This window comes from Chryseobacterium sp. FG46, assembly GCF_057809135.1.
Genome location: NZ_JBMDJJ010000019.1, coordinates 54,645 through 72,486, shown reverse-complemented (window position 1 = coordinate 72,486; position 17,842 = coordinate 54,645). Strand labels below are relative to the sequence as shown.

The 17,842-nt window shown below is 35.9% G+C and carries 11 protein-coding genes; 8 read left to right on the top strand and 3 right to left on the bottom strand.

The window, feature by feature from the left end:
- The first annotated feature begins 75 nt into the window (after positions 1–75).
- On the top strand, positions 76–1,347 hold the full coding sequence (locus tag ACODR7_RS14800; RefSeq protein WP_488840162.1) for a glycosyltransferase: 1,272 nt from the start codon (positions 76–78) through the stop codon (positions 1,345–1,347).
- Positions 1,348–1,383: 36 nt separating this feature from the next.
- On the opposite strand, the gene ACODR7_RS14795 is transcribed toward ACODR7_RS14800, so the two are convergent.
- Entirely contained in the window at positions 1,384–2,772 is a 1,389-nt protein-coding gene (locus ACODR7_RS14795) for an MAC/perforin domain-containing protein (RefSeq protein WP_488840160.1), read from the bottom strand.
- 436 nt (positions 2,773–3,208) lie between these two features.
- Here ACODR7_RS14795 and ACODR7_RS14790 point away from each other — a divergent pair, with 436 nt between their 5' ends.
- The 3 genes from ACODR7_RS14790 (at position 3,209) to ACODR7_RS14780 (ending at position 6,452) form a co-directional block, all read left to right on the top strand.
- Positions 3,209–3,808: a hypothetical protein gene (locus ACODR7_RS14790; RefSeq protein WP_488840158.1), complete on the top strand. Its 600-nt coding sequence runs from the start codon at positions 3,209–3,211 to the stop codon at positions 3,806–3,808.
- A gap of 129 nt (positions 3,809–3,937) precedes the next feature.
- Positions 3,938–5,446, top strand: coding sequence for a glutamate--tRNA ligase (gene gltX, locus ACODR7_RS14785; protein ID WP_488840156.1), 1,509 nt, complete (start codon positions 3,938–3,940; stop codon positions 5,444–5,446).
- A 49-nt stretch (positions 5,447–5,495) separates the two neighbouring features.
- Positions 5,496–6,452, top strand: a complete 957-nt coding sequence (locus ACODR7_RS14780) for an acetyl-CoA carboxylase carboxyltransferase subunit alpha (protein ID WP_047435651.1) — start codon at positions 5,496–5,498, stop codon at positions 6,450–6,452.
- Positions 6,453–6,517: 65 nt separating this feature from the next.
- Here the strand turns inward: ACODR7_RS14780 and ACODR7_RS14775 are convergent, their stop codons facing one another.
- Positions 6,518–7,300 carry a DUF6759 domain-containing protein gene (locus ACODR7_RS14775; RefSeq protein WP_076594884.1) on the bottom strand — a complete coding sequence of 261 codons (783 nt, stop codon included), beginning with the start codon at positions 7,298–7,300 and terminating at the stop codon, positions 6,518–6,520.
- Between the two features lie 143 nt (positions 7,301–7,443).
- On the opposite strand from ACODR7_RS14775, the gene tsf reads away from it, so the two are divergent.
- From tsf to ACODR7_RS14755, 4 genes are all read left to right on the top strand, one after another.
- Positions 7,444–8,268, top strand: a complete 825-nt coding sequence (gene tsf / locus ACODR7_RS14770; RefSeq protein WP_034692936.1) for a translation elongation factor Ts — start codon at positions 7,444–7,446, stop codon at positions 8,266–8,268.
- Between the two features lie 298 nt (positions 8,269–8,566).
- On the top strand, positions 8,567–11,392 hold the full coding sequence (locus tag ACODR7_RS14765; RefSeq protein WP_488840154.1) for a T9SS type B sorting domain-containing protein: 2,826 nt from the start codon (positions 8,567–8,569) through the stop codon (positions 11,390–11,392).
- Positions 11,393–11,616: 224 nt separating this feature from the next.
- The gene (locus tag ACODR7_RS14760) at positions 11,617–15,015 is read left to right on the top strand and encodes a T9SS type B sorting domain-containing protein (protein WP_488840152.1); all 3,399 of its coding nucleotides are present in this window, start codon (positions 11,617–11,619) and stop codon (positions 15,013–15,015) included.
- 203 nt (positions 15,016–15,218) lie between these two features.
- Positions 15,219–16,010 carry a hypothetical protein gene (locus ACODR7_RS14755; RefSeq protein WP_488840150.1) on the top strand — a complete coding sequence of 264 codons (792 nt, stop codon included), beginning with the start codon at positions 15,219–15,221 and terminating at the stop codon, positions 16,008–16,010.
- Between the two features lie 244 nt (positions 16,011–16,254).
- Here the strand turns inward: ACODR7_RS14755 and ACODR7_RS14750 are convergent, their stop codons facing one another.
- Positions 16,255–17,802, bottom strand: a complete 1,548-nt coding sequence (locus ACODR7_RS14750; protein ID WP_488840148.1) for a GEVED domain-containing protein — start codon at positions 17,800–17,802, stop codon at positions 16,255–16,257.
- Positions 17,803–17,842: the final 40 nt, after the last annotated feature.

Sequence of the window (17,842 nt, the reverse complement as noted above, 5' to 3'; positions counted from 1 at the left end):
TAATATTCTTTAAACATTTGAAAATGTTTTTTAATATTTTCGAGAGGTTATCAAAGAAATTAAAATTCACAAAATATGCAGTTGTGTGTAAACTATCATGGGTTCTTTAATGGAAATTTTGGGATTTCCGAAGCTACTAGGCTAAATACCCTAGCTCTGGAAGCCCAAGGTATCAAAGTAAATCGTATTAATTATTCCAGTGAAACATTTGAAAGAATTGATGATAATATTACGTTAGAAAAGCAAACTTCAATAAATATTTTCCACATTAACATTAATTTCATTAGTGATTTTTTCACAAAAAATCAGGATTTACAACTTAATGGTTTTTATAATATTATTTATTGGGCTTGGGAATTTCCTGAAGTATCAGATAAAGTTGTGAAAATGTTAAATATTTTTGATGAGTTGTGGGTTCCAAGTGATTTTTGTGTCAATATTTTTACTCAGTACACCGGGATTCCTGTCATAAGATTTTCTCACCCTATTCAAAAGCTGGCAAATTCAAAAGATTTCAACTTAGCAAAATATGGAATTTCTGAAGGTTCAAAAATTTATCTTACCATTTTTGATTCTTTAAGCACTACTATCAGAAAAAATCCTGAAGCTACCATCGAAGCATTTACAACAGTCTTCAAGAATAATCATGACAGTGTTTTAATCGTAAAAACACATAACCTGGAGAGAAGTAAAGACGCGCAAAAGGCGTTGGAAAAATATTTAAATATTCCAAATGTAATTATTATTGATGACCATTTTTCCAAGGAGAAATTACACTCCTTGATTCAACAGTCTGATGTTTTAATCTCCCTTCACGGTTCAGAGGGTTTTGGACTGACTATGGCAGAAGCAATGGCTTATGGAAAAATTGTGGTAGGAACAGGCTATTCTGGAAATCTGGATTTTATGAATGTGAATAATAGTTTTCTGGTCCAATATGATTTTATAAAAACATCCAATACAAATGGACTTATTGACGAAGGGCTTACTTTAGCAAAGCCAGACCTAGAAGATGCTATTAAAAAATTACAGTATATAAAAAACAATTTTGAATCTTTATATGTTATAAGAGAAAAAGCCAAAATTCAAATTGAAAGTAATTTTTCAATAGAACATATAGGAACTCTTTTTAAAATCAGATTAGGTTTTATTGAAAGTTTAACGAAAGTAGAAAATAAAATTTCAAATAATGTAAATGATATTTTTTATTTAAGTGAAATTGAAAAACTAAACAATAAAGTACAATATCTCGAAAGGACGATTTACAATAAAATTAGAAAAAAAGTGAATTTTTTACTAAAAAAATTAAAAAAAATAAGAAGTAACAAGAAGCCGCTCCATAAATGAAACGGCTTCTTTACTGTAAAATATCAATATTTTTAATTAATAGGCATAGAATTCAATTCCTTCAGCAACATAACCAGATGGTCTTACACTGGATCTTGAATAATAATGATCTTTACCATTCCAATATCTGTAAATAGGAACCGTATTAGGCTGTTGGGTAGCAAAAGCATTGAACTCAATTCCTTCGTCTACGTATCCCTGGTAATATCCCGGAGTTCTCGTATAATAGTGATCTCTACCATTCCAGTATCTGTAGATTGGAACTGTATTTGGAGCTTTATATAAGAATGCATTGAACTCTGTTCCTTCATAAGAATACCCATTGTAGTTTCCCGCAGTTTTTGTGTAATAATGGTCTACTCCATTATAATATCTGTAAATTGGAATTGTATTGAATTCCATATACACTTTATTATCAATTAAGTATTGATCTACATAAGCTTTAAGCTGAGCTTTTTTAGCAGCATCTTTCACTAAGTCATAGATAATAAGCAATCCGTTGCTTCCAAAATCAACCAGAACAGAGTTACTTGTGTTAGAACTGTTTTGCCAATTGGAAATATTGATTTTAGGGTTGGACTGATCAAGGTTCAGATCTCCTACCAATCCTTTTGAAGGATCTCCCCCTCTTGTTTTATAAGCCAATTTTTTAGAGTAGTTCATAGATGATTCCGAAGTATTCACGTCATTGGTTACATCTACATCAAAAATATCTTTCATACCTACTTTTACACCAATTCTTGCTGCACGGTCACGGCTTTGGCTTCTTGTTTCTGCCTGGAATAATACATCCATTTTTGCTCCCGTATAGATATCAAGTGTTACGTGAGTTCCATAATCCTCTACAATCTGCTGTGGAGTTTTTGTCTGCAGATCCTGTACAAATTCCGGAGTAAGGTAATCTCCCAGCATATCTGTAGTGGCATTAAACCTTATTCTCTTTTGTTTAATGATAAGGTTATAGCTTCCGTAAATATATTTTCCTTCAAACTTATTGTTGGTGGTTACAGCAGAATTAAACCCTACAGAAAGTGTTTTTTTAAACAGAGGAATACCGGCGGTAGCATTCACTTTGGTAGAAACCATTTTAGAATAAGACTCAGCATTTTCTCCATATTCTTCAGTGTATTCCTGTGAGAATGTGTTTTCACTGATTAATCTGTTTGCCTGCTCCAACTTAAAACGATCAATATCAATCACTTTAAAACCGGCAGCTGTTGCATTGGCATATTCACCGGCAACGTTATAACCATGTCCTAAGACATCATAAATTCCATCTCCTGCAAATTTGGAAGCTGATAATCGGTTATTGGCTTTTGCCGCAGGACTTTCAGGAGTTACCTCGCTGTTCATTTCATCCGTTGAACATGAACTCATGAAAAGCATCAGTAAAATACTGAAGCAAAATAAAATTTGTTTTTTCATAGTATTAATTAAAAGTTTCGGCAAATATAATATTCATTACTATGTGAAAAAAGAAACATCTAATGATTTATATCATTATTGAGTGAATTTAATAATCATTTAATAATACTAAAAAATGGGTTTAATTATAAACAGAAAATGAGATTCAATTCGTACAATAAATTACCTTCCTCAAATTGGAAATTTTATTAATTATTAATTGAGATACGTGGTATATATATAAAATAAATGGTTTACATTAAAAACAACTAAACCTATGTAATTTTATAATTATAGTATAAATTTTCATTAAAACAAAACAAATAAATCACCATATTTGGAATTAAAAACAATCGAAAAGCCCTTATATTATAAGATATAACTAAAGTATTAACACTAAATTAATCACAATTAAAAGAAATAACTCTTATATTTGTTTCGATAAAAAAATTAAAAAATGCAAAAATTTTTAAAAATTTCTACATTAGCTTTCGCTACATTAGCTATTACTTCATGCTCAAGAGAAACTGAGTCGTTGACAGAGCAGCCACCTTTACAAACTATCGAAAAAACGAACATGCAGGAGAGGATTTCATTGACGAAAACGGAGGTACTTGCGGAAAGCCAAAGAATGTCAAGCCTTAATGCCGGGCAATCCTTAGTTTTAAAATATGGAAATGTAAACTTACATTTGGATATGCAATTTGATTCTAATTTAGTGCTCTATGCAAGTCCAATTAATTATTGGGGACCGGCACCTTATCCAGTAAAATGGGCTTCCAATACAGATTTTGGAACCGGAGTTTATCAGCCTTATTTATCAGCACAAGGCGATGGTAATTTGGTATTATACAAGGCGCAGCCTTATGTATCAGGAAATGCTATCTGGGCGACAAATACAGATTCGGAAACAGTATCAAATCCAAGGTTTAAACTTCAAATCATAAAAAAAACAAATGCAATAACCGGGACTAAGTATTATGCAACTTTTATTCTTGAAGGAAACAACACTGAGAGACACGAAATTGCAGTAGAAGAAATCACAAACATCTACTAAAAAAACATACATAAAACAAAGAACTACCTGAAAAATTAGGTAGTTTTTTTATGCCCATTGTGCAGAAACCTATAAAACAATTCATGTTTTAAGGTTACTTTAAGTAAATTTGCAAAAATTAAAATTGAAATGGAGAAAGTAAGAGTACGTTTTGCTCCAAGTCCTACAGGACCATTACATTTGGGAGGCGTAAGAACTGCATTATATGATTATCTTTTTGCTAAAAATCAAGGGGGAGAATTTGTATTGAGAATTGAAGATACGGATACAGCCAGATATGTGGAAGGAGCTGAAGAATATATTGAAGAAGCTTTAGAATGGTGCGGAATCATTCCTGATGAGAGTCCTAAGAAAGGAGGAAAATTTGCTCCTTACAGACAATCTGAAAGAAGAGACATCTACGACAGATATACAGAACAGATCCTAAAGACAGATTATGCTTACATTGCTTTTGATACTGCCGAAGAACTGGATGCAATGCGCGCAGAATATGAAGCGAAAGGTGATGTTTTCTCTTATGATAATAAAACAAGAAACCGTTTAAGAAACAGTCTTGCCCTGTCTGAAGAAGAAGTTCAAAGGTTATTAGACGAAAAGACGCCTTATGTTGTAAGATTTAAAATGCCCGTTGACAGAGTTTTAAATCTTGAAGACATCATCCGTGGAAAATTTTCAGTCAATACCAATACTTTAGATGATAAAGTTCTGGTAAAGAATGACGGAATGCCTACGTATCATTTTGCCAACATTATTGATGATCACGAAATGGAAATTTCACACGTTATCCGTGGTGAAGAATGGCTGCCTTCTTTAGGTCTTCACACCTTATTATATGAAGCAATGCAGTGGGAAGCACCACAGTTTGCCCACCTTTCTTTAATTTTAAAACCTGAAGGAAAAGGAAAATTAAGCAAAAGAGACGGAGATAAATTCGGATTCCCGGTATTCCCTCTTGATTTCAAAGATCCCACTACAGGTATAGTTTCTAAAGGATACAGAGAAAACGGATATCTTCCTGATGCTTTCATCAACATGGTGGCATTATTAGGCTGGTCTCCTGCGGATGATAAAGAAATACTTCCTTTAGATCAAATGATTAAGGAATTTGACCTTCATAAAGTACATAAAGCGGGAGCAAGATTCAGCAAAGAAAAATCTGAGTGGTTCAACCATCAATATATTCAGATGAAGTCTGATGAAGAGCTTCTTCAGATCCTTAAAAATACAGACCTTGACCTTTCCGGTGCATCTGATGAAAAGCTATTGAAAGTAATTCATCTGATGAAAGAAAGAGCCACTTTTCCAAAAGACATCTATGAAAATGGAAAATTCTTTTTTGAAGCTCCTACTTCATATGATGAAAAAGCATCAAAAAAAGCATGGAATGAAGAAACATCAGCAATTTTAGGTGAATTGGCTGCTGCTTTTGAAACGACAGACTTTGTGGGTGAGACTTTAAAGCAAACAATGCATGACTTCGCCGAAAACAAAGGATTAGGAATGGGCAAAGTAATGATGCCTTTACGATTATCTTTAGTAGGAGAATTGAAAGGACCGGACGTTCCTGACATCCTGGAAACCCTTGGTAAAGAGGAAAGTATCTCCAGAATAAACAATGCTATAAATAATTTTAAATAGAATAACCATAATTTTTCATACATTTGAAAGATTTAATTTACTTCAAGAAATGGAATATTTAAGTTTCGAGCTTCCTATCAAAGAATTGATGGATCAATACCAGACGTGTTCTTTAGTAGGAGAAGAAAGTGGTGTTGATGTAAAATTAGCATGCAGCCAGATTGAGGATAAGATTCTAGAAAAGAAAAAAGAAATCTATTCAAATCTTACACCTTGGCAAAGAGTACAACTGTCCCGTCACCCGGATCGTCCTTATACACTGGACTATATCAACGGAATGGCAGACAAAGGCAGTTTCTTAGAACTTCATGGAGACAGAAATTTCGCTGATGATCCGGCAATGATTGGAGGATTGATTACCCTTGATGGTCAGAAAGTAATGATCATAGGGACTCAAAAAGGAAGAACGACCAAAGAAAGACAGCACAGAAGATTTGGAATGCCAAATCCGGAAGGATACAGAAAAGCCTTAAGATTAATGAAGCTTGCTGAAAAATTCAATATCCCTGTGGTAACTTTAGTAGATACACCGGGAGCTTATCCGGGGCTGGAAGCTGAAGAAAGAGGACAAGGGGAAGCTATTGCAAGAAATATTTTTGAAATGGTTCAGCTAAAAACTCCGATCTTCACTTACATCATTGGAGAAGGTGCCAGTGGTGGAGCATTAGGAATAGGTGTAGGAAATAAAGTATATATGTTGGAAAATACATGGTATACAGTAATTGCACCGGAAAGCTGCTCCTCTATCTTATGGAGAAACTGGGATCACAAAGAAGATGCAGCCAATGCATTAAATCTTACTCCGGCGGATGCCTTAAGAGAAAAGTTCATTGACGGAATCATTGAGGAACCGCTTGGAGGTGCTCATTATGATCAGGAAACCACTTATTTGAACCTGAAAAATTCAATTTTACAAAATATCAAGGCTTTTTCCAAATTTACAGGACAGGAGCTTGAAACCCAGAGACAGGACAAATTCATTGCAATGGGTCAGTTTAAAGGATAAAAAATAAAATAAAAAGGTTAAGAATTTCTTCTTAACCTTTTTTCTTTAGGTTTCTTCTGTTTATTCTATTCTGCAACATTCAGGGCAATTTCAATATCCTGGGTGATTTTCTTTAAGGAAGAATATTTTGCATCACACACCGATGTGGTCATTACATACTCCCCTTTATCAACCAGTATAAAATTCTCCCCTTTTGCAGGAACCGTAAGATTATAGTATTTTTTACCGCTTATCTTAACAATAAGGTTACATGAGGATCTGTTCTTGATATTAATATAAGCTTCACTTTTGTTAACATCGTTATTAAACAGATGGGTAAGCATTGCCGCTCTCCTCTTACCTTCTTCACTAGGTTCAGCTTTGGATGCTGTTGAAGCGCCCGCAGTTTTTGCAGTTCCGGCAGAACCTGCTGAAGCAAAAGAGGTAGTCCTTCTTTCTTCTTTTAAAGCTTCAATAGCTGCGGCTGTATTATTAGAAACAGGTTTTCCATTAGCAGTATAAGTTTTATTTGCAGCAATCGTTTTTCCGCTATTCAATTCATTATTCTTAACGATATTTTCAATTTTCTCTTTACTGATGGGTTTAATCGTAGGTTTTGCTTCAGGAGAATTACCGGCCATGATAATATCAATCAGCTTTCTTTTAAAATAGTCTGTTTTTGCGTGTCCCGGGTTCTGTTTCAAAAAACCGGCAATTACTCTTGCCTCCTTTGAGATCTCGGCTTCCTGTTCGGTATAGATAATTACAGTTTCTTTTTCAACAACTGCTCTAGATTTTGTTTTTTTCTTTTTTTGAGAAAAACCCAGGGCAAAAATGCATATAAATAGAAGGAAGAAGATTTTTTTCATTAATCAAACCTTTAAAATAGTATTAAATATATTAATAACGTGAAAAGTCATTTTTTAGTTTATCATTAAAATCATTATCTTTGCACTGCTCTAAAATTAAGCTAAAAATTAATACTAATCTTAAATAAAAAATAATAGATATTATGTCTTATACACCAGTTGCTGCAGACGTAGCTAAATTAAGAAACCAAACAGGTGCAGGTATGATGGACTGCAAGAAAGCTCTAGTTGAAGCTGAAGGAGACTTCGAAAAAGCGGTAGATATCCTTAGAAAAAAAGGACAAAAAGTTGCTGCTAACAGAGCGGACAGAGAGTCTACTGAAGGGGCAGTAATCGCAAGAGTAAACGAAGACAACACTTTAGGTGCTGTAATTTCTTTAAATTGTGAAACTGACTTCGTTGCTAAAAACGAAGCTTTCGTTGAGCTAGCTTACGAATTAGCTGAAATGGCTATCTTCGCTGCTACTAAAGAAGAGCTTTTAGCTACAGATTTCCACGGGATCACTGTTGCTGAGAAATTAGTTGAGCAAACAGGAGTTATCGGTGAGAAAATCGAAATCGGATCTTTCGAAAGAATCCAGGGAGATTTCTTAGGAGCTTACATCCACGCTGGAAACAAAATCGCTGCAATCACGTCTCTTTCTGCTAAAGTAGACGGAGCTGAAGAAGCGGCTAAAGCTGTTTCTATGCAGGTTGCTGCAATGAACCCAATTGCTCTTGATGAAACTGCTGTTTCTCAGGAAACTATCGACAGAGAATTAGAAATCGAAAGACACAAACTTACTGAAGAAGGTAAGCCTGCAAACATTATCGATAACATCCTGAAAGGTAAAATGCAGAGATTCTACAAAGACAACACTTTGGTACACCAGGATTTCATTAAAGACGGAAGTATCTCAGTTGCTGATTACGTAAAATCTGTAAATGCAGACTTAAAAGTAACAGGATTTGTAAGAGTAAGCCTATAAGCTGACTTTTTCAAAAAAAATATAATCCCGGTGAATTTCACCGGGATTTTTTTATTAACATTATTCCACTCATCAATACAACTCCACATTCTTAAAAATTAGCGGAATTCAAAAATTCACCCATTAAAGAACTATTTACAGATAATCACACAGCTCAAGCTTAAAAGTTAATTACCAGTTTCGTATCCAAGATGGCTTTTAGTTAAAAATTGGAGATATTTTTTTAACATTTATTTAAACTTTATTAAAAATATTTCATTTTTTATTTTATTTTTGTAGAAATCCTAATTCCATACACATGAAAAGATTTCTACTCAGTTTGGTATTAATTTTTTTGACAATTAATCCACTCTTTGCACAAAGGGATACCGAGCATTGGATTGCTCCTTATTATGACAGTGTTGGAGGGTATAACAATATGATATACCTTTCTACTGATTCACCAACTCCTTTTGATGTAACCATTTACAACAACAATACCGTGGTTACAACCGTTACAATCAGTAAAGGTAATCCACAAACCTATAAGGTTACCAATAGCCTTATTTCTACAGGAACATCTACTGAAGCATTCGTTGTGGGTAACAAAGGGCTTTATTTAAAAGCAGTCAAACCTTTTTACTGTAGTTTAAGACTGGCTCAAAGTGTTCACGGGGAAGTAATAACCAGTAAAGGAAAGGCTGGAATTGGAAAAACATTTTTCGTTGCCGCTGCTCCTAATACCAATACCAGTAGTATTCAGAATTTTACAGCGGGTGTCCTTGCTACTGAAGATAACACCAATGTAACAGTATCATGGAATCCAACTGCCGGAGTGGTTTTTATTAATGGTAGCCCAACTGGAAATACTCAGACTTTTACTTTACAAAAAGGACAATCTTTCATTCTTGCAGGATCTGGATCTCAATCCGGAAACAAAACAGGTTTTATTGGTGCCAAAATAGTTGCAACCAAACCAGTAACATTGACCAATGGAAGCTGTAATGCCAACTTCTCAGCTTCAACAACAGGAAGTGACCCGGTTCTCGATCAATCTGTTCCGGTTGACAGACTTGGAAATACATTTGCCATGGTAAAAACAAGATCTACAGCTCCTACCTTAAATATGGAGGGAGGTCTTATTGTGGCTACTGAAGATAATACCGAAGTATATTTAAATGGCGGAGGTACTGCTGTTGCTACACTTGCTGCCGGAGAATGGTACAGAATTAATGAAACCAGTTATGTTGCTCAGGGTACATCAGGACATTCAAACATGTTCATTTCCACCACCAAAAATGTATATTTATATCAATTTATTGGAGTATTATTAAGTGATGCTACCAATGGGTTCAACTATATTCCGCCATTAAACTGTTTCCTTCCAAGAAAAATTGATGAAATCGGGAAGATTAATGAAATGCCTCTTGGAGTGGGAGGAGCCAGCTCAACACCAAGTGACCTGGTCGTAAAATTAAACATTCTAACAGAGGCTGGTGCTACTGTAATGTTGAATGACGCGCCTCTTTTGCCTGAAGCCGGACCTTATCCACTGGCAGGAAATTCCAACTGGGTAACGTATGCTATCAACAGTGTAACCGGAAACATTAAGATTACGTCTACAAAAGCTGTAACAGCAGGTATCAACGGAGGATATAGCTCTGCGGGATACGGAGGCTACTTTGCCGGGTTCTCATCAATCCCTGTCATTGCGAAAAAGACAGGTGAGTGCGTACCGGGAATCGTTCTTGAAGTAGACGATGGATATGAAACCTACCAATGGTTCCGTGACGGAGTTGCCATTCCGGGTGCTACCAGTTATACCTATACTCCTACACAGTCAGGAAATTATACCGTAAAAGTAACGATGGGAACATGCCCTCCTGTGACAACTCCTATCTACAAAGTACAAACTTGTTTAAAAGAAACTACACAGGCACTTAATGCTTGTTCTACTAAAATTATTACTCCAACGTTTACTTCTTCCACCCAAACTGTGGTTCCAAGTACAGTAGTAATTATAACTCCTCCTACCAAGGGAACAGCCGTGGTTAATCCAAACGGAACCATCACGTACACCCCTAATCCTGGATATTTAGGACCAGACAAAATTGTTTATAAATTCTGTGGAAACTCAGTTGAGTTTACAGATTGTGAGCAGGTGACCTTAAACCTTACGGTAGTGCCATTCATTGTAACTGACACTTCTATTAAGGCTTGCTGGTATGATGTGGCACCTTATGCTTATTTTGACCTTACAAAAGCAAAGGTAACAGACTATAATGCTGTTACGAAAAAATATTACCGCACTCTGAATGACCTTACTGCAGGGATCAATGAAATCACAACACCAGAAAATTTCCCTTCAACAGGAGGATTTGTCTATGTGAAAGTAACGACTGCTGAAGGATGTACTGCAAATGCAAAAATTGAATTAATTGTACTTCCAATTAAAAAATCTCCAATTCTTGTAGATCAGTATATCTGTATGGATGCAAAAACCAGCCTGGATGCTGGTCCTGGATATGATTCGTACCAATGGAGTACAGGAGCAACCACATCAGGTATCAGAGACATAGGTGTTGGAGAATACACGGTAATTCTTGGTAAGAGCGGATGCTTCCTTACACAGACTGTAAAAGTTAAAAAAGTGGAGGATCCCGTAATCCAGACTATTGAGATCAACAATAATACAGCAACTGTAATTGTAAGCGGCGGTAAAGCACCTTACAAATATGCGGTTGACGGAACTGCTAACTGGCAGGACTCAAGTACCTTTACAGGCTTAACAAGAGGACAGCATACTTTCTATGTAAAAGATGCTTATAACTGTACTCCTGTTGCTGTAGAAGTCACGATTCCTAATCTGTTAAATGCCATTACACCTAATGGAGATAACGTAAATGATTATATAGATTACAGTGAGCTTGCTTATAAAGAAAATCTGAGCTTTGTAGTGTATGACAGATATGGAAATATGGTATTTACCGGAAACAGATTCAACAACTACAGATGGGACGGAAAACACTTTGATAAAAAACTGGGAACAGGAACATACTGGTACCATATCAGCTGGAATGAATCCAACAAAGAAAAGACTCCCATAAAATATACAGGTTGGATTCTTGTTAAAAACAGAGAGTAATAATTAGTTTAAAAACTATATTGAACAAGCCACGATCTGATGATCGTGGCTCATTTTTTTAAGCTCCCCAGTTAAATTCGCCTATTATATTATGTTAAAAGAGAAAAAAAATAACATAAACTTAAATTTTGTTTAACCACAATTTCAAAATCATGTATTTTTTGTTCTATTTTCAATAATTTAATACTTTTTATCACTAAATTTGTGATAAAGACCACCGCTGAATGAAAAAAATTTTATGTTTTTTGTTTATGTTTTGTATTTTCACCTCTGCTTTTGCCCAGTTGGACCGAGAGCATTGGTTTGCTCCCATGGTAGACAGAACGGGCGCTCCCAATCCTTATCAAAAACTGTATTTATCTACCAACAGAACAACCCCTTTTCCTGTAAATATTTATAACAATAATATTTTAATCGGGACTGTAAATATCAGTAAAAATAATCCGCAGAAATTTGATGTATTAAGAGATTATATCATTACCAAGCTACAGGGAGATTTATTTACCCCAACAACTAAAGGATTATATCTTAAAGCAGAATTTCCTTTTTATGCCAATTTAAGGTTCTCAGTATTCAACCATGCAGAAATCATTACTTCCAAAGGAATTTCTTCCACAGGGCTAAAATTTTATGCTGCTTCCGCTCCTATAACGGTCAGTAATTCCATTCTGAATTTCATGACGAGCGTACTGGCAACTGAAGACAACACCACTGTTACCGTTTCCGGCTACAGTCCTACTGTACAATTTTCAAACGGAATGACAGGAGCCGCCAATCCGACCATGACATTCACCTTAAATAAAGGGCAGTCTTATATTATTGACGGAATCGGCAACATAGCAGAAAACTTTAATGGATTCATTGGCTCAAAAATTACTTCTAATAGACCCATCAATGTCACCAATGGAAATTTTAACGGTCAATATGCGGGAAATTATCCAGCCAGCTCAGATATTTTAATGGATCAGGCAGTACCTGTCAACAGACTTGGGAATGAATTTACTATGGTAAAAGGTAGCGGACCCATTGGTTCCCGTACGGAAGGAGCCATTGTAATTGCAACTGAAGACAATACTCAGATCTTTGTAAATAATGAAATCCCACCTGTAGCAACCATCAATGCAGGAAAATATTTCATTGTTCCTGACTCCAAATATATCCTTCAGGGAAACGGTCATTATAATTTATATCTTAAAACATCTAAAAATGCATATGTCTACCAGATTTTAGCTGGAGATTCAAACGCAGGAAGTGAAATATATACAGGAGGATTTAATTTTATTCCTGCGTTAAACTGTTATCTTCCCAAGCAGATTAATGAACTGGGACTTATTAATGAAAATTTTGTTCATTCCAACGGTCACCCTGGAGGTATTCTGAACATTACGACGAAATTGAATATTATTACAGAAAGAGGCGCTAACGTTACAGTAAACGGTGCAAATCCTCCTGCAATAACCGGCCCTTACAATATGACAGGTACCACCAATTGGGTCACCTATGGAATACCCAATGTAACGGGTACGATTACTGTAGTTTCAGATAAAGCAATTATGGCAGGCATCACTGCCGGAAGCGATGCTGTAGGATATGGAGGCTTTTTTGCGGGCTTTCCTACACAACCTGTTATTTTACAATCCGGAGGCGGCTGTATTCCGGGGATGGTACTTACCGTAGATCCTTTAATCTATGATACCTACCAATGGTATAGAAACGGAATTATTGTTCCGGGAGCTACCACTTCGTCAATCACCCCTACATTACCAGGATACTACACATGCTCTGTAACAATGGGAAGTTGTGCACCTTTGGTTACTGAACAATTTAAAGTTCTGAACTGTACAAAATTGACCAATACATCATATAACGTATGTAATGCTAAAACCATAATTCCTACACTCAGCAGTTCATCACAGACTCCTAATCCAAGTACGGTAGCTATTACGACAGCACCTTCACTGGGTACAGCTGTTGTAAACCCTGCTACTGGTATTATTACTTATACCGTAAATACTCTGGGCACATCAGGAACAGATACATTCACTTATACATTCTGCGGAAACGATCCCGACTTCCCGGATTGTGAAACAGTAACCGTTACCCTGAATATTCAGCCTCTAACGGTAATGAATGCAACATTATCTGCCTGTGATATCAATGGGCAGGGAACCTTCAATCTGACGACAGCCAATGTTACCAGCAATTCCCCTGTTACCATTACTTATTACCCTACCTTTCTGGATGCCCAGAATGAAAATGCTGCGGCATTGATAACTAACACAACCGCCTATACCGCAACTAACGGAACAATCATATATGCAGTTGTTAATGACCATATTGGCTGTAAAAATATTGCACAAATAACACTATCTCTTTTTAATAAAGCTATCATATTGGATAACTACAATGGTGTTTTCTGTGATGATAATCTGGATGGATCAGTTACTGTTGTGCTTTCCAATATTACCCCTATTGTACTTAATAACCCGAATTACTTTACGAATGTCAGATATTATGCAAATTTAGCAGATGCCAATGCAGGAAATAACAATAATCTCCCTAACAACTGGAGTTATACAGCAAACACAACCATTTATATCAGAGTAGATTCTCCTGATGGATGTGCTTCCGTGATCAAACCTTTACAATTCAGTATTGGAGCCAAAATAACATTGATTACAAAAAACGTTACTGAAAGCATCTGTGATGATGATTTAGATGGAATAAAAAACATCAACTTAACTCAGTTTATTCCTCAGTTTACATTAGATCCAAATGTAGCCTACACTTTCCATGCAACTTTAGCAGACGCGCAGAATAATGTGAATGCAGTTTCATCCCCTGTTAATATTACGATTTCGCAGACTTATTATATCCGTTTTGAAAAAAATGGAATTTGTCCTGAAGTAGGCACTCTGAAAATCAACATTAAAGTTCCTAAGAAATCAGACATTCTAAAAGACAAGGCAATTTGTCCAAAAACAACTACAACACTTAATGCAGGACCTGGTTTTGAAAAATATTTATGGAGCACGGGAGCTACCACTCCTTCTATCACCAATGTCGGCCCTGGAAATTATTGGGTAGAACTTACCTCCAATGGATGTGTTTACAAGCAATCTGTAAATGTTACAGAATTGCCGCTTCCTATAATAACCTCTATTGAAATTGACGGAACAACTGTAAAAGTTGGAGCAAGTGGTGGTACACCTCCTTATGAATATTCTTTAGATGGTGTAGTATGGCAAAGTTCTAATGTTTTCTACAATGTACCCAGAGGAGCACACAATATATTTGTAAGAGATTCTAAAATGTGTGAGGATATTAAAAAACCCTTTGCCATTATCAATCTGATCAACACTATTACTCCGAATGGAGACGGCGTTAATGAAGGAATAGACTACTCTGCTTTAATGAATAATAATAATCTTGTATTCCGTATCTTTGACAGGTATGGTGCGGAAGTCTTCAGAGGGACTCCTGAAAACAGATACACCTGGGATGGAAGAATTGGTGGTAGGTATGTTCCTACAGCAAATTACTGGTATTTTATTACCTGGACAGAATATGGTTCCAGTCTTCTGATAAAATACACAAGCTGGCTGCTTGTAAAGCATAGATAACAACAGAAAGCCGGAAGAAACAGCCATTGAAGATTCAGCACCTCTTTCTTCCGGTTTTTTATATACAAGCCCTGCTTTTTAAATGAATGGCAGGTTTCTAACACTCCTTAACAATTAAATCCCAAAGTTTAATATAACTTTAACCACTATTCCTCATCTAACTATACATAATTGCTTTATTTCTATGTAATTTTGCGCATTATATGAAGAAACTGTTTACTCTGCTGCTATTGGTTTTTCTGGCAAAAATTAATGCACAAATATATTCCGGGGAGGTATTTCTGAGAGACAACTCTATTTTATATCTCAATCAGGTGTATGTCACGAACTTGAATACACAAAAAACTGTTCTTACGGATTACAATGGCAATTTTAATATTCCGGCCAATACCGGGGATGTGATCCGGTTTACCTCTATTGTAACCGAAAGAAAAGACATCAAGCTGACCCCTCAATCCATGGAACAGAAAAATCTGGTTGAGCTTAAGATCGCCTATTATGAAATTCAGGAAATTGTTCTCAGCAGGTTCAAGCCTACCGGAAATCTTCGGTATGATGTAAACTCTTTAAGAAAAGAAGACAAAGCTTATGCTCTTAAAAAAGTAATTGGTCTTCCTGAGCCAAAAGGTGACGGTACGCCTCCGGAACTTCCTGTTGCCGGACTTCGGGATGGAGGTCTTACGTTCAGTCTGGAAAGCATCTATGATATTCTTTCAGGAGAAAGAAAGAAAAAGCAGCGTTATCAGGCCTATGAAAGGATGAACAGTTCTGTGGCACAGATCAAAAATTATCTGGGTAAAGATTATTTTGCCAAATTTAAAATACCGGAAAACTTAATTGATAACTTCCTTCAGTTTGTTTATTCCTCAGAAAACATCCAGGCTTACGTGCTGGCAGGAAACTTTGAAGCTGTGAAAATTCCTATTGAAAAATACCTTCCAATCTATCAAAAAAGATTAAGAAGTTCTCACCTTCAGGAGATCATCAGTAAATAAAAAAACAATGAAAAGACGGGGATTAAAGACCATAGAGCCTGTTCCTGCGAGCGTACAAGTAACCATACTTTTTTCTGCTTGATCTTCAATTATTCCATCAATACAAAAGAGGCCGTCTCACAACTCGTGAAAACGGCCTTTTTTATGAAAATTTCCTGTATCCCTATACGAGAAGGGTTTTCGTTTAAGCGATTCTCAACCCACATCATCTAGTTGTGATACAGCTTCTTTCTTTTTTGTCAAGTTATTTCTTTATCACTTTTATAGATCGGGTTACATCTTCCATTTCAATATTTACGAAATAGATTCCCGGAACCAATCTGGACAAATTAATTTGAGATTTAGCAGTATTGAGCCTGTAACTAGAGACCGATTTACCTGAAGCATCAACTACATCAACAGATTTCACTTTTGCAGGTGCTTCAATATTCAAAATATCAGTTACCGGATTAGGGAATATCCTAACCTGAACCTTATCAGACTCTCTGACAGACAACATATTTCCAATATTCAATGTATAATCCTCTACCTGGCCAAATGCTGAGTTTCCGCACGGAGTCTGATTAGAATAATTATTAGGATCATTTAGATTAGCATTGTTTAATCTCACTCTCATACGAACTTGTCCTAATGTAGCAGTAGTCGGTATTGTAATCTGCCCAACCAAAGGGGTGTGGTTGTTACCAACTGTCTCTAAAACCTTCTCTCCCTCATCATCAAAATCAAAATCATTATTGAAATCTATCCAGACTAAAACTTGATCCCAAAGCCCTTGATCTAAACTTAGTGCTGAAAAACCATAAGTCTCGCCTAATGAAACGTTTCCAACTACCGAAGTATAATCTTCATACCCTATTACATAGTCGTTTGATGAATTGTTATTAATACCAGCAAATGTAACATTGTTTATTTTTGCAAAAACGGGATAGTTAGAACTGGCAGGACAAAAATCAGTTGGAGGGGTCGTAAACGAATAGACAGGACATCCGGTCGCACTACCAGCGGTATTTTTAGGTACAGCTTTCCAATAATAAGTTGTAGATGGCATCAGACCTGAAACATCATAATTTGTACCCGTAATAACATTCGCAATAAGTGTGCTAGGATTTGAGTTTTGATCTAAATATATATCATACGAATCAACAATACTACCTGTAGTGGGACTACTCCATATTAATTTTGTTGAGGGGGTATAGTGAACACCTGTCGCCATATTTGCAGGAGATATCAATGCAGAACAATTAGGGGCCGTACCAGGAACAATACTAACACTGACATCATCCAGGAACATTAAAAATTGAAAGTCAGAATTATGATGTCTAAAGGCAATATAAACTTGCTGCTGCCCTGCAAATGCAGATAAGTCAATAGTTTTGAGATAATATTTATTAACTGGTCCGTTACTATTTACAGTTTCAGTTAACAAAGGACCATTTGCTAAAAATGCCGCTACACTGTTTGTTGTCGCAGCATATACAGAATAGGTTTCGGGCATATTTTCTATCAACTTCACCTTGTATTTAAGCTGTGCGGAAGGTGCAGTGGACAGATTAATTGCCGGTGAAACGATATAATCATCCGGTTGATAATCAATTGCTAAAGATGTAAGCGCGGGAGTTGTATTATAGAAATGCTGTATATCATCAAAGTCATACCAAATGTGCCCGTCACCGTCCTGATCATAGAGAGTCCAGTCTGTAATATCCAAATCATCAAAATTATCGGAAAAATAAGTTTGTGCATATCCAAACGATGCTAATAAAAGCGAAAAAATAAGTAAGAGTTTTTTCATAATAAAATAAGTATTTTAATTATTTAAAATAAGCTAACAA

Excerpts from the sequence above, each read along its gene's own strand:
- ACODR7_RS14795 (WP_488840160.1), bottom strand. The coding sequence starts at position 2,772 with ATGAAAAAACAAATTTTATTTTGCTTCAGTATTTTACTGATGCTTTTC.
- ACODR7_RS14775 (WP_076594884.1), bottom strand. The coding sequence starts at position 7,300 with ATGAAAAAAATCTTCTTCCTTCTATTTATATGCATTTTTGCCCTGGGT.
- ACODR7_RS14780 (WP_047435651.1), top strand. The coding sequence starts at position 5,496 with ATGGAATATTTAAGTTTCGAGCTTCCTATCAAAGAATTGATGGATCAA.
- tsf (WP_034692936.1), top strand. The coding sequence starts at position 7,444 with ATGTCTTATACACCAGTTGCTGCAGACGTAGCTAAATTAAGAAACCAA.
- ACODR7_RS14790 (WP_488840158.1), top strand. The coding sequence starts at position 3,209 with ATGCAAAAATTTTTAAAAATTTCTACATTAGCTTTCGCTACATTAGCT.
- ACODR7_RS14765 (WP_488840154.1), top strand. The coding sequence starts at position 8,567 with ATGAAAAGATTTCTACTCAGTTTGGTATTAATTTTTTTGACAATTAAT.
- ACODR7_RS14750 (WP_488840148.1), bottom strand. The coding sequence starts at position 17,802 with ATGAAAAAACTCTTACTTATTTTTTCGCTTTTATTAGCATCGTTTGGA.
- ACODR7_RS14800 (WP_488840162.1), top strand. The coding sequence starts at position 76 with ATGCAGTTGTGTGTAAACTATCATGGGTTCTTTAATGGAAATTTTGGG.
- ACODR7_RS14755 (WP_488840150.1), top strand. The coding sequence starts at position 15,219 with ATGAAGAAACTGTTTACTCTGCTGCTATTGGTTTTTCTGGCAAAAATT.
- ACODR7_RS14760 (WP_488840152.1), top strand. The coding sequence starts at position 11,617 with ATGAAAAAAATTTTATGTTTTTTGTTTATGTTTTGTATTTTCACCTCT.
- gltX (WP_488840156.1), top strand. The coding sequence starts at position 3,938 with ATGGAGAAAGTAAGAGTACGTTTTGCTCCAAGTCCTACAGGACCATTA.